General features: G+C 51.1%; 13 protein-coding genes. 12 read left to right on the top strand and 1 reads right to left on the bottom strand.

Annotation, left to right across the window (positions count from 1 at the left end; translation table 11 throughout):
- Nucleotides 1–264: 264 nt before the first annotated feature.
- Together HUN04_06690 and HUN04_06685 are read left to right on the top strand one after the other, a co-directional pair.
- Complete coding sequence (locus HUN04_06690; protein ID WDP89424.1) at nucleotides 265–465, top strand: hypothetical protein; 201 nt, start codon at nucleotides 265–267, stop codon at nucleotides 463–465.
- Between the two features lie 297 nt (nucleotides 466–762).
- A complete protein-coding gene (locus HUN04_06685; protein WDP93188.1) occupies nucleotides 763–1,596 on the top strand; it encodes a flagellar basal body-associated FliL family protein in 834 nt (277 codons plus the stop codon).
- Nucleotides 1,597–1,612: 16 nt separating this feature from the next.
- On the opposite strand, the gene HUN04_06680 is transcribed toward HUN04_06685, so the two are convergent.
- Nucleotides 1,613–2,248: a thiamine diphosphokinase gene (locus HUN04_06680; protein WDP89423.1), complete on the bottom strand. Its 636-nt coding sequence runs from the start codon at nucleotides 2,246–2,248 to the stop codon at nucleotides 1,613–1,615.
- An 87-nt stretch (nucleotides 2,249–2,335) separates the two neighbouring features.
- On the opposite strand from HUN04_06680, the gene lptF reads away from it, so the two are divergent.
- The 10 genes from lptF to HUN04_06630 all read left to right on the top strand — a co-directional run bounded on the left by lptF (nucleotide 2,336) and on the right by HUN04_06630 (nucleotide 12,647).
- Nucleotides 2,336–3,526, top strand: coding sequence for an LPS export ABC transporter permease LptF (gene lptF, locus HUN04_06675; GenBank protein ID WDP93187.1), 1,191 nt, complete (start codon nucleotides 2,336–2,338; stop codon nucleotides 3,524–3,526).
- Nucleotides 3,523–4,599, top strand: a complete 1,077-nt coding sequence (gene lptG / locus HUN04_06670; GenBank protein WDP89422.1) for an LPS export ABC transporter permease LptG — start codon at nucleotides 3,523–3,525, stop codon at nucleotides 4,597–4,599. Before lptF ends, lptG begins: the two co-directional genes overlap by 4 nt.
- 10 nt (nucleotides 4,600–4,609) lie before the next feature.
- Complete coding sequence (locus HUN04_06665; GenBank protein WDP89421.1) at nucleotides 4,610–5,911, top strand: 3-deoxy-D-manno-octulosonic acid transferase; 1,302 nt, start codon at nucleotides 4,610–4,612, stop codon at nucleotides 5,909–5,911.
- The gene (gene lpxK / locus HUN04_06660; GenBank protein WDP89420.1) at nucleotides 5,895–7,037 is read left to right on the top strand and encodes a tetraacyldisaccharide 4'-kinase; all 1,143 of its coding nucleotides are present in this window, start codon (nucleotides 5,895–5,897) and stop codon (nucleotides 7,035–7,037) included. Before HUN04_06665 ends, lpxK begins: the two co-directional genes overlap by 17 nt.
- The gene (locus tag HUN04_06655) at nucleotides 7,034–7,933 is read left to right on the top strand and encodes a lysophospholipid acyltransferase family protein (protein ID WDP89419.1); all 900 of its coding nucleotides are present in this window, start codon (nucleotides 7,034–7,036) and stop codon (nucleotides 7,931–7,933) included. Before lpxK ends, HUN04_06655 begins: the two co-directional genes overlap by 4 nt.
- Entirely contained in the window at nucleotides 7,930–8,997 is a 1,068-nt protein-coding gene (waaF, locus tag HUN04_06650; GenBank protein WDP89418.1) for a lipopolysaccharide heptosyltransferase II, read from the top strand. The genes HUN04_06655 and waaF overlap by 4 nt, the downstream gene beginning before the upstream one ends.
- A gap of 7 nt (nucleotides 8,998–9,004) precedes the next feature.
- The gene (locus tag HUN04_06645; GenBank protein ID WDP93186.1) at nucleotides 9,005–10,033 is read left to right on the top strand and encodes a glycosyltransferase family 9 protein; all 1,029 of its coding nucleotides are present in this window, start codon (nucleotides 9,005–9,007) and stop codon (nucleotides 10,031–10,033) included.
- A complete protein-coding gene (locus HUN04_06640) occupies nucleotides 10,030–10,863 on the top strand; it encodes a glycosyltransferase family 2 protein (protein WDP89417.1) in 834 nt (277 codons plus the stop codon). The genes HUN04_06645 and HUN04_06640 overlap by 4 nt, the downstream gene beginning before the upstream one ends.
- Nucleotides 10,856–11,650, top strand: coding sequence for a glycosyltransferase family 2 protein (locus tag HUN04_06635; protein ID WDP89416.1), 795 nt, complete (start codon nucleotides 10,856–10,858; stop codon nucleotides 11,648–11,650). The genes HUN04_06640 and HUN04_06635 overlap by 8 nt, the downstream gene beginning before the upstream one ends.
- A 175-nt stretch (nucleotides 11,651–11,825) precedes the next feature.
- Nucleotides 11,826–12,647 carry a class I SAM-dependent methyltransferase gene (locus HUN04_06630; protein ID WDP89415.1) on the top strand — a complete coding sequence of 274 codons (822 nt, stop codon included), beginning with the start codon at nucleotides 11,826–11,828 and terminating at the stop codon, nucleotides 12,645–12,647.
- The last annotated feature ends 9 nt before the right edge of the window (nucleotides 12,648–12,656 follow it).

Below are 12,656 nucleotides of genomic sequence, written 5' to 3'. Positions count from 1 at the left end.
GGCATTGAGTCGGTCACTAACTATGGTATACTTATGGAAAAAATGCAAGGCCTTGACATTGACAGGCCGATAAGTGTGGTTAACGTAAGGCTATTCAGGGGGCGGCCTCTGAATGGCCAAATATTAGATTTTAAGGAGAGTGTTACAATGATTGAGTTGACTGATCCTGCTAAAACGCAGATCGACGATTATTTCCAGGGGAAGGAACCCACCCCTATCAGAATTTTTCTTAACTCCGGCGGCTGAGGTGGCCCGTCCCTTGCAATGGCTCTGGATGAGCCTAAAGATACAGACGATTCTTTTGACGTTAAAGGGCTTAAGTTTGTCGTTGATAAAGATTTCATGGCAAAAGCCGAAAAAATCAAGATTGATTTCACCGGAATGGGATTTCACCTTGACTCAAATATTGATCTGGGCCAGGGCGGCGGCTGCGGCGGTTGCTCAGGCGGTTCCTGCGGCGATTAAGTAATTTAAGCCATTTAATAAGAAGGCGTCTGGACACCCTCTGTGTACGGACGCCTTTTTCATTTTCCATCCCTCAACAGCCTTGCTTTGACTAAAGTTTTTCACCGTTCCCCCCGAACTTAAGAGATGAAGGCCGGCAGGCGTTTCGTTGTACCGGACCCTGCCTTGACCCGTTTCACCGGCCGTGATAGCCTGTCTATCATGAGGATAAACCCATAATCTCAGGACAATACCATGTACGGACAGATCAGGCGTAAATCAGGGGAGGCATTCAAGGTCTCTTTTTTGCTAATGCTTATTCTCATTGCCGTATCCGGAATAACGGGCTGCGGAGAAAAAGAGCCAAGCCGGGAAGAACTGGTGCTGGGCAACTGGACGCATTACAGAAACCGGACATACGTCCTTTTGATCATAAATCCAAAGGGAACATGGAATTCCTCGGTCCGTATTGCAGATGCCACCTCCAAGATTGTCAGTTCAAAAGGCAGTGCAAACGGGTCCTGGCATATGGAGGACGATCAGCTGATTTTTACTGTGGTTGAGTCTGATATCGAAGAGGTCTGGGAGAAGAACGATACCAGTTTCTTCGAGATCGTAGACCTGCAAAGCCGCCTGATGGTGCTCAAGGAAGAGAACGGCCGGGTGGCAGAGTGGAAGAAAACCGGGGGGCAGAAGGCCGGGGGGGACAGCGGTGAAGCCGCCCCAATCATACCGATGAAGCCCATTGCGGTTAATTTAAATAAACATTCCTCCAATGCCAGGGACCGGTATCTCTGCCTGAACATGAGCCTGGCACTCAAGGAACTGATGCCGGATCAAGTGGTGCCCACCATTCATCCCAAGGCCAGGGATGCGGCTATTCTTTTTTTAAGTTCACTGGTCTACGGGGATGTTGAAAATTTTGAGAAAATTAAAAGCCAGAAAAAAAAGCTGATGGATGTTCTTAATCCCTATATGGAGGGATTCATCAAAGAAATCAAGATTGACCATGTCATTGTGGCCTCCTCTGTGGCCAAGGTGGAAGAGTTCATTATCGAGCATACCATCACAGAGACACCCGAGGGGGGAGAAGAGGGGGAGGGTACCGAAGGCAAAGACGGCAAGCCTGATGGAGAAAAGGAAAAATCCTGACGGATTACTCCGCTTACTACTCCCTGGACTTTGTTACGAGGAGTACTCCCGATGCAATGCTGATGTGCGCCCGGGTGCCGGTAAAACAATTACTCACCCCCAGGGCGGTGCCCATTTCAAGTGTTTTATTCTTTAAGGGATATTCAAGGCCTTCCAGGGTCAGGCCGGTGACCCTTTCCGATACAGGGATGACCGAAAGCAGGTCCCCGGGTACCCCCTTCAGGGTGAGATCCGATACCACCAGGTAAATTTCGTTGTGGGCGTCCATGATCCGGGCGTCAATCCCCAGGTCTGCCGTGCGGCGGAGGAGGAGTACATTGGCTATGGTATGGTCCAGCCGGTGGCCGGTCACCCCCAGGAATACGATTTGGGTACATCCCTTGGTAGCCGCATATTCGATGCAAAGTTCCGTATCGGTCTGATCTTTTTTCGAGGGGTAGGTGTTTATGGGCACCCGGGCAGAGGAAAAAAAATCCAGGGTGTCAGAAGAGATGGAATCCAGGTCGCCAATGATGATGTCCGGGGTGATCTTCATCCGGTGCAGATGGCTGGCGCCTCCGTCCGCCGCTATGATTAGATCTGCGTCGCTGAACTGGGCCCGGATCTCCCGGGTGGGTGTCAATTGACCGCTTGCTGCGATGATACATTTCATGGCACCCATCATTACCAGAAAAAAAAAGAATTGAAAACAAGAGTATGCATTGACACCCGGGCAATGAATTCGTATTTTCCCAAGGCAATGATTGGAATTAAGCGTACGCATACATATATTTTCATGGAGCTGGTGCCGCCTTTTGTCATCAGTCTCTTTTTTTTGACCTTTGTATTTTTGATGACCCGGATACCCGAGATCACCAATATGGTGGTCAATTACGACACCAATGTGGCGGATATCCTGATGATGATCGGCTTTACCCTGCCCCGGTTCATGGAATTCACCATTCCCATGTCCGCCATGATCTCCGTTCTTCTGACCTTTATGCGCATGTCCGGGGAAAATGAAATTACCGCTCTGAAAGGGGCTGGGGTCTCCCTGTACAAGTTGCTGCCGCCGGTGCTGGTCTTTGCGGTGCTCGCCACCCTGCTGACCATGTGGGTGACAGTGTTCGGGGTTTCATGGGGCAAGCTTTCCCTGAAAAAAAAGAGTATAGAACTGGCCAGGTCCAGTATTGATGCGGCGCTTCAGGAGCGGCAATTCAATTCCCAGCTCAATGATATCATGATTTATGTCTCCCATGTGGATATGAAAACCCGGGAGCTGACCGATGTCTTCATTGAAGACCGGCGGACACGGGGGGTTATTTCCATCTCCGTGGCCCCCCGGGGAAAGCTGATCCGGATGAGCAATGAAGAGGTCTATACCATCCGCCTCTATGACGGGGGGATCAACCAGGTGAACGCAGACGACAATTCCGTCACCCACATCAATTTCGGCCATTACGACATCAATATCGATTTGGCCAGTATGCAAAAGGGGGGCAACAAAAAACTGGTCAAGGACCTGGATGAAATGAGCCTGGGCGAACTGGTGCACCGCATAAGAGCCGGGTTTAAAACCGAGGCCCTGGACAGCGAGGCCAGGATGGTCTTCCATGAAAAATTTTCCATTCCCTTTGCCTGCCTCTCTTTGGGGCTTCTGGCCTTTCCCCTGGGCGTCCAGTCCATGTCCCTGAGAAGGTCTTCAGGGTTCGGTCTGGGCATCTTCTTTTTCCTGCTTTATTATTTCCTGCTGGCCGCGGGCTGGTCCGCCGGCGAGACCGGGCATTATCCCCCGGTCATCGGGATGTGGCTGCCCAATGTGGTGATGGGGGCGGCGGGCATCTACCTGCTGGTCCGCAATGCCAAAGAGGAACCGGTGCGACTGCCCCGGGTGGTGAGGCGGGGCGTGGAAGCCTTGAAAAAGAGATTGAAAAAGAGGACAAATTCGTGAAGTGCCTCCACAGATACTGGCTGAAAGAGTTTTTTAAGTTTTTTATCATCATCCAGGTGATGATCCTGGTGCTCTTTGTCTTCATTGACTACCTCTCCCGGATGGACAATTTTTTCAATTCAGGCATCGGCCTGGGCCGGGGGCTCTGGTATGTGCTTCTCAAACTGCCCTTCATGTTTGTCCAGCTGACACCGGCCAGCCTGCTTCTGGCCGTTATTGCCTCTTTTGGCATTATGAACCGTAATATGGAACTGACGGCCCTGAAGTCCTCGGGAATCTCCGTCTATTTTCTGGTGAAGCCCGCCCTGCTTGCCGGCACCCTGCTTGCCGGCGTTATGATTTTGATGGGGGAGACCCTGATCCCCATCTCCATGGCCAAAGCCAATTACATCCGGTACCAGGAGATGTCAGGGCGGGCACAGATGTCCCAGGGGCGCAACGACATATGGATTAAATCCGGGTCGACCCTGGTCCATATTAATTTTTACGATCCGGTCCAGCAGACCGCCGAGGGGATCACCTGCACCACTATGGGGGAGGGATTCAGAATTGAGGCCCGGATAGATGCAAAAAAAGGGTATTACGACAACGGGGAATGGGTCTTCCAGGGGGTGACCCGCCAGATGTACAATCCTGCCGACACCGATTATATGGTGTCCACACTGCCTGAAATCCGGCGTACCCTTGATATCAAACCCGAAGACCTGGGACGGGTGGCCCAGAAATCCGACGAGATGAGTTTTTCTGAACTCCGCTCCTATGTAAAAAAGGTGACGGCCGAAGGATACGACGCCACCACTTATAAGGTGGACATGAACGGTAAGCTGGCCTTTCCCTTCATATGTGTGATCATGGCCCTGACAGGGGCCGCTACAGGCATGCGCTCCTTTGTGAAAACCAACCTGCCAGTGGCCATTGCCCTGGGGGTGGTCATCTGTTTTCTCTACTGGTTTGTCTACGGATTCTGCATGTCCCTGGGGTATGCCAAGATACTGCCGCCCCTGGTGGCGGCCTGGGTGGGAAATATCGTTTTTTTCTGCCTTGGGATCATCTATCTCATCCAGACGGAATAAAAGAGAAGAAATGATGATTCTTTACCACATCGCTGCCAGCCTTGTTTTTTTGCTGGTCCTTCCTTTTCTGCCCCTGGTTTGGCTGGCATCTGAAAAACGCCGGGCCAATCTGCTGCAGCGCCTGGGCATGTTTACGGGCATTCCAAAGAAAAAATCGGGAGCATACCGGATATGGATTCATGCCCTCTCCGTGGGGGAAGTGAATTCCGCCCTCCCCTTTGTCCGGCGGATGAAAGAGGAAAAGCCTAATGCCCAGATCATTTTCACCGCCTCGACCCGGACGGGATTTGAAACGGCCCGGCGCCTGATGGGCCCTGAAAAAGAAGGGTCTCCACTCCATGGATTGGGATATTTCCCCTTTGACTTATGGGGGGCGGTTCTGGCTGTGGCCGGCAGGGTTCGGCCGGATCTGGTCTGCCTTGTGGAAACTGATCTTTGGCCGGGGTTCCTCTCCATCATGAAAGGAAAACAGATACCGGTGGTTCTGGTCAATGCAAGAATTTCACCCCGCTCCTTAAAAGGTTACCTGCGCCTGGGCCGGGCCACTGTCCTTTTTTTTTCCGGCCTCTCCCATATCATGGCCCAGACCCGGGAGGACGCAGCGGGGTTCAGGCGGCTTGGGGTTTCCGAAGCCCGTATCAGTGTTACCGGCAATATGAAGTTTGACCAGCCCAGGCCCGAGATCTCCCCGACGGAATTGGAGAAGCTCAGGGAAAGGTTCGGCATCCGGACCGGGCAACCCGTATGGATTGCCGGCTCCACCCACCCCGGTGAAGAGGCCATGGTGGTGGAGGCATTTTCCAAAATAAAAGAAAATTGCCCTGAACTCCGGTTGATCATCGCCCCCAGGGACCCCAACCGGACCGGGCAATTGCTCAAAGAACAGCACTTGGCACCATTTGCCACTGCTCGCCTATCGGATTCCGGGCCCGAGAAATCCGGGGCGGATATTCTTTTTATCGACAGTATGGGAGAACTGGCCATGGCCTATGCCCTGTGCGATTTTGCCTTTGTCGGGGGCTCCCTTGTTTCCTGCGGAGGCCATAACCCCCTGGAACCTGCCATGTTTGCCAAACCAGTACTCTTCGGTCCTCATATGACGGATTTCAGTGAGATGGAAAGACTGCTTCTGGATGGCGGCGGGGCTGAAAGGGTGGATGGCTCCGGGGCGCTGGCGGAAAGGGCTGGGGCGATGCTGGCCGATGCCGGGCGGTGCCGGGCCATGGGCGAGGCGGCCCTAAAGGTGTTTTTAAATAATGTCGGCGCCCTGGATAGAATGATCAAAAGGCTGGATCATGGTTTTCTCCATTAAATCTTTTCTTAAATACCTGGAAAAAAGAATCACCGAGATATCGGACCGGGAATACCGGCCTGGCGTTTTTTCCCTGGAAGGCGTTTTAGTCGCTGTTTCCTATGTTTACCAGGCCATGACGGGGATCCGACTGGCCATGTACTGGGCCGGGATTTTAAAACAAAAAAAACTGCCCTGCCCGGTAATCTCCATTGGCAATATCACAGCCGGAGGATCGGGTAAAACCCCCATGACCATTTATCTGGCTGAGCTGTTGATCGACATGGGATATCGGCCGGTGGTGGTCAGTCGCGGTTATGGCGGGAATTATAAGGAGGCTGCCGCAGTGGTCGGTGACGGCGGCCAGGTACTTATGGATGCGCAGGCGGCAGGTGATGAACCCTTTATGATGGCCATGAAAAAGCGGTTTCCTGTGGTGGTGGGCAGAAAACGGTATACGGCCGGCCGGTTGGCCGTTGACACCTTTCATCCCGACGTAATTATCCTGGATGACGGATTCCAGCATCTGGCCCTTGCCAGGGAGCTAAACCTGGTCCTGTTTGACCATGACAGGCCTTTGGGTAACGGTCGGATGCTGCCGGCCGGGCGCCTGCGGGAGACCCCGGCCATGGCCCGTGAGCGGATTGACGGTATCGTTTTGACCCGGTGCCCGATATCCGGAAATAAGGGTGCTGCAGAAAAAAGGATCCACGAGGTAGAAGATTACTTTCCGGATCACCCTATATTTTATACCCGGCATCAGCCCTTCTTGGCCAGATGGTCGGCCTGTCCTCCTAACCTTGATATACAACCAAGAGTAGAGGGCCTTAAGGGGAAAAAAGCAGTATTGTTTTCGGGAATCGCCCAAAACCATGCATTTAGAAATACCGTTGCCGGCCTAAGGGTGCAGATTCTTGCCCACCTTGAATTTCAGGACCATTACAGGTATAACAGGGCTGATTTTGAGGCGGTAAAGGCCCACGCCCGAACCCTTGGGGCAGATATGGTGCTCACCACGGAAAAGGACCACACCAAAATGGACCCCGGCTTTGACTGGGAAATGGATCTGGGGGTGATCGGTGTCCGGATGGGGTTTGACAACGAGGATGGGTTTAAACAATTTTTTAAATCGAAATTGAATTTATGAACGACGATCAAATATACCGGCTCCTCATGCTGTTGGTGATGATGCTTGGCAGGATTCCCGTATGGGCGGCTGATTTCTGTGCCGATCTCATCGGGCTGCTCTGGTTCAGAATCGACCGCCGGCACAGGAAGATAACCCTGGACAACCTGACCCGGTGCTTTGGAGATGAGATGAACCAGGCCCAGATTGAGGCCATGGGTAAGCGGGTGTTTAAAAATATTGCATCCATCCTGTTTGAAGTGGCCTGGGCCCAGAAATTCAGCAAGGAAGCGTTCCTTTCCCATTTCACCATAAAGGGATTGGAGCATGTTAAACAGGCCCATGCCAAAGGCCGGGGCGTCATTGTGGTCACCTGCCACATGGGGAATTTTGAAATGCTGATACCGGCCATCGACGAAACCGGCTTCAGGGGATATGCTGTTTACCGCGCTCTGGATTTTTCTCCCCTGGACCGGTTGATCCGGAGTATGCGGCAGCGGTTCGGGGTGACCATGATACCCATCATCGGGGCATCGGATACAATTAATGATGTTCTGAAATCTGGTGGTGTGGTGGGAACATTGTTGGATCAGAATGTAGATTGGTATAAAGGGGCTTTTGTCGAATTTTTCGGCAGACCCGCCTGTACTAATAAAGGGCTTGCCATGTTAGCTTTGAGAACCAAGGCTCCAGTTATCCCAATGTATACGGTCCGGAAAAGCAGAGAATACCTTATCGAGTTTTTACCTGAAATACAGTTGGTTGAGACCAATGACAACATTAAGGATCTTGAAATAAACACACAGAATTACAACGATGCCATTGAATCCATGGTGAAAAAATATCCTGATCAATATTTTTGGGTCCACAACCGTTGGAAAACCAAAAACTATAGCCCCTGGCCTAAAAAAATATGAAATTCATCAAATTCGACGACAGAAGTCGGGGTAGGATCCTGATCCGGGCCGCCAACTGGGTGGGGGACGCCATCATGACCACCCCCGTGATCCGGGCGGTGCGTAAAAATTTCCCCCAAGCCCATATCGCTGTATTGGCCAAACCCTGGGTGGTGCCGGTATATGAATCCAACCCCCATGTGGATGAGGTTATGATCTATGAGAATGGCGGACGCCATAAAATGGGGGCGGGCACTCTGAGGTTGGCCCGGGATATCCGCAGAAAGAATTTTGACCTGGCCATCCTCATGCAGAACGCCTTTGAGGCGGCATTGCTGGCATTCCTGGCAGGGGTACCCGAGCGGCTGGGCTACGATACAGATGCCAGAACTCTGCTGCTTAACCGTTGTATCAAGATGGATCCGGCCCTGAAAAAGGGCCATCTCATTGATTATTATATTGCCATTCTTACCCGGGCGGGATTGAGGGCCGACAGCAGAGACCTGGAATTGCATGTCTCTGCCGAAGATAGAACCTGGGCCCAAAGTCTGCTGGCGGAAAAAGATCTGTCCGGATCGGGCATGCCGGTTATCGGTATCAATCCAGGAGCTACGGGCGGAACCGCCAAACGCTGGTTTCCGGAGCGGTATGCAGAACTGGCCGGGGCGCTGGCGGAGAAATACAATACCAAGGTGATCATTTTCGGGGGGGCTTCTGATTATGACCTGGGAGAAAAGATTTCAGCCATGTCGCAGGGGGCATGTGTGAATATGGCCGGTAAAACGAGCCTGGCCAGAGCCTTTGCCCTCATCGGGGCATGCGACCTTTTTGTCACAAACGATTCCGGACTCATGCATGCCGCCGCCGCACTCAAGGTGAACCAGGTGGCGGTGATCGGTTCAACGGATTTTATTGCAACGGCTCCGTCGAACCCAAACAGCATCATGGTCAGGGAACCTGTCCATTGCAGTCCCTGCCTGAAAAAGGAGTGCCCCATCGATCACAGGTGTATGGAACGGATCGGTGTGGGCCGGGTGCTGGATGCCTGCTGTATGCTGATGGAGAAAGGGGGATACCGTGGTTAAGCCTGTTGTGGATGGCAGTGGAAACCTGTCCGGCCCCATTAATCGGATTTTAATCGTAAAACCCAGTGCATTGGGAGACATCGTCCATTCCCTTCCGGTACTCAGCGCCCTGAAAGGAAAATTTCCAAGGGCCAGGATCGACTGGGTGGTGGCCCACGGCCTCCACAAATTTCTTGAAGGCCATCCCATGATTAACCGGTTATGGGTGATCAAAAAGGACCAGTGGAAAAGATTTTCCAATCTCAGGCAGACCCTGGGGGAGATCAATCAGCTTCGCCGGGATCTGGGGAAGCAGAATTACGATGTCTGTATTGACCTGTCCGGTCTGTTCCGGTCCGGCTTGATTTCTGGATTTTCAAAGGCACCTGTTCGCCTGGGATTCAGGGAATCAGACGAAGGAAGCCCTTTATTCTATACCCATAAGGTCCACGGATCCATGAAAATCCATGCCATAGACCGCTACCTCAAGCTGGCAGGATTTCTGGGCTGCCGAACCGATGAGGTGGTCTATCCCTTTGCACCCTATGATCCGCATCCCCCGGTCTGCAAGATCCTGCCGCCCCGCTATGCGGTAATGAGCCCCTCTGCAGGGAAACCTGCCAACCGGTGGCCTGCTGAAAAATTCGGCGCCCTGGCCGCACGGCTGGAGCTGCCCGTGGTGGTCATCGCATCAGCGGCCGAAGCAGAAATTGCAGAAATTACAGTTGCCCATTCCCAGGGCAATGCCATCTCCATTGCCGGACAGACAGGATTAAAAGAATTGCTGCCGGTTATTGGGGGGGCTGAATTTTTTATCTGCAACGATACCGGCCCCATGCACATGGCTGCAGCGCTGAATGTACCGGTGTTTGCCATCTTCGGACCGGCCAACCCCATACGGACCGGACCCTACGGAAAGATGCACACCGTGATTCAAAAGGACCTGCCCTGTTCTCCCTGCTATGCCAAACATCCCTGCGAAGCAAACCGATTCCAATGCATGGCGGATCTTTCCGTTGACGAGGTATATGGGAAAATCCGGGAGAACCGGCCATGAGAGCCTCGGTGATTGTGACCACCTATAACCGGCCTGATGCCTTGAAAAAAGTGCTGGACGGCCTGCTTGGCCAGACCTGCCTGCCCCATGACATTATCGTGGCCGATGACGGTTCCGGCCCTCAAACCGAAGAGATGCTCTCCCCCTACCTGGCCAGGCAGGATATTTCCATATCCCATGTGTGGCAGGCGGATGAGGGGTTCCGGGCGGCAAGAATCCGGAATAAGGCGGTCCTGGCCGCTGAAGGGGATTATCTAATCCTCCTGGACGGCGACTGTATCCCTGAAAGGCATTTTGTGGCCGACCACATGGCCCTTGCACGGCCCGGCAGTTTTTTTCAGGGAAAACGGGTGCTGGTCAATGAAAAGCAGGTGGAAGAGTTTGATCACAGGGACATGGGATCACTCCTCCGCCTCATGGGACTTGTTTTGGGGAAAGACATTTCCAACGGCCACCACATTGTCAGGGTGCCCTTTCTACCAGCCTATACGGTAAAAAAACTCTCTGGGATCCGCAGCTGCAACATGGGTATTTTCCGGGAGGATATGGTGGCCGTGAACGGTTTCAACCAGGCTTTCGTGGGGTGGGGGCGGGAGGATACAGAATTTGTGGTCCGGCTCTTTCGCTACGGCTTGACGCGCAGGGAGCACCCTTTCCGTGCCATCTGCTACCATCTGTGGCACCGGGAGAATTCCCGGGATAAATTGGAAGAAAATGACGCCCTTTTGGAAATTTCAGAGCGTTCTGAAACCTATTATTGCCGGCTGGGACTGGACAGTCTTGCTGCGTCAGATGAAGATGCCGGTGCGCAAGGATATGACAGTGAATAAATTATCCGTTTATATAATCGCATTCAATGAAGCAGACAAGATTAGGGACGCCCTGAAAAGCGTTGCCTGGGCAGATGAAATCGTGGTGGCGGATTCAAACAGCACTGATGGGACCGTTGAAATCGCTGAAGCCCATGGCGCACGGGTGGTTCAGATTCCCTTTAAGGGGTTTGGGAAGCTGAGGAACGATGCCATTGCCGCCTGTTCCCATGACTGGATTTTCAGCCTGGATTCCGATGAACGGTGTACCGAAGCGGCCCGGCAGGAGATTCTGTCAATCATCAATGATCCCGGCAGTATGGACGCCTACTATGTGCCTAGACGTAATTTTTTCATGGGCCGGTGGATCCGCCATGCCGGTTTTTACCCCGATTACAGGCAGCCCCAGCTTTTCCGAAAAGGGGTATTGGTCTTTGAGCCCGACGCCGTTCATGAACGCTACCGGGTGGTCAGCGACCGGCCCTGTGGGCATTTTAAATCCAATATCCTTCAGATTCCCTATAAGAATCTGGAAGAGGTGATCCACAAATCCAACCGCTATTCCACGCTGGGGGCGGAGAAACTGGCGGAAGCCGGAAAATCCGCAGGTATGTTCAAAGCATTGGCCCACGGATTCTGGTCTGCCTTTACCATCTATATTCTGAAACTTGGTATTCTGGATGGCTGGCCGGGATTCATGATCGCATTCGGCAATTTTCAGGGTACCTTCTATAAGTATGCCAAGCTTTATTTAAAGAAGAATGGGATTGATTCTTTTTTAGAAATAAAAAAGAGTGATTATAAATAAGTCGCCTGAGCTGAATTGGACGATCAGAGCCCGAACTATAGTTAAATGCAAATAATAATTTAAGGCTACATAGAATCTCTCCTTGACAATAGCTTTAATGATATCCTAAAAAGATTGCTTGTTTTGCGATTGAGATCTATTCAGATAACTTACATAATTTTGGAAATCATTATATATGAAAACGAAAAATTTATATTTAGAATTATTAAAAGATACGCTTAATTTTGCCCTATGGGATGAACCTGGTATGCCGATTGAAACCTTTGCATACAAAAAGAGCAAAGTTCATAGAACTTTTTTATTAACACTGGTTAAATTTTTCAGACTATTTAATTATCAGATTGTTAAATTACCGAAATCTAATGAGTCAGATAAAGAGGATGGCAAAGTATGGCCACGGTATGGGGAATCTATGGTTGGCAGAAAACGTTTGGACAATATCCAGTATTGCGTTGAAACAGTACTGAAAGAGGATATTAAAGGAGATTTTATTGAAACAGGAGTTTGGCGGGGAGGTGCTGTAATACTTATGAAAGCTATTTTGAAGTCTTACAATATTTCTGATCGGATTGTGTATGTTGCAGACTCGTTTGAAGGCCTTCCTAAACCTGATGAAGAAAAATATCCTCTAGACATTGGAGATATACACTATACAGAGGATTTCCTTGCAGTTTCAGAGGACATCGTTAAGTCAAATTTTGAAAAATATGGATTGCTTGATGAGAATGTTCATTTCCTTAAAGGCTGGTTTAAAGATACTCTGCCCACGGCGCCTATTGATAAACTGTCTGTTTTAAGGATTGACGGTGACATGTATGAATCCACCATGGATGCCATTACAAATCTATATCCTAAATTATCTGATGGCGGATTTTGTATTATTGACGATTATGTTCATCCACCTTGTAAAAAGGCTGTGGATATCTATCGTAAAGAGCACAAAATTGAAAGCCCTATAGAAAGCATTGACTGGACAGGTGTTTACTGGCGGAAATAAGAAGGGGGG

The sequence above is a fragment of the Desulfobacter sp. genome (genome assembly GCA_028768525.1).
Classification (GTDB): Bacteria; Desulfobacterota; Desulfobacteria; order Desulfobacterales; family Desulfobacteraceae; genus Desulfobacter.
This window is presented reverse-complemented; position numbering and strand designations above follow the sequence as displayed.

Bases quoted from the DNA above. Each gene is read 5' to 3' on its own strand.
- HUN04_06680 (WDP89423.1), bottom strand. From the start codon at position 2,248: ATGAAATGTATCATCGCAGCAAGCGGTCAATTGACACCCACCCGGGAG.
- HUN04_06630 (WDP89415.1), top strand. From the start codon at position 11,826: ATGAAAACGAAAAATTTATATTTAGAATTATTAAAAGATACGCTTAAT.
- HUN04_06655 (WDP89419.1), top strand. From the start codon at position 7,034: ATGAACGACGATCAAATATACCGGCTCCTCATGCTGTTGGTGATGATG.
- HUN04_06690 (WDP89424.1), top strand. From the start codon at position 265: ATGGCTCTGGATGAGCCTAAAGATACAGACGATTCTTTTGACGTTAAA.
- waaF (WDP89418.1), top strand. From the start codon at position 7,930: ATGAAATTCATCAAATTCGACGACAGAAGTCGGGGTAGGATCCTGATC.
- HUN04_06665 (WDP89421.1), top strand. From the start codon at position 4,610: ATGATGATTCTTTACCACATCGCTGCCAGCCTTGTTTTTTTGCTGGTC.
- lptF (WDP93187.1), top strand. From the start codon at position 2,336: ATGATTGGAATTAAGCGTACGCATACATATATTTTCATGGAGCTGGTG.
- HUN04_06640 (WDP89417.1), top strand. From the start codon at position 10,030: ATGAGAGCCTCGGTGATTGTGACCACCTATAACCGGCCTGATGCCTTG.
- lpxK (WDP89420.1), top strand. From the start codon at position 5,895: ATGGTTTTCTCCATTAAATCTTTTCTTAAATACCTGGAAAAAAGAATC.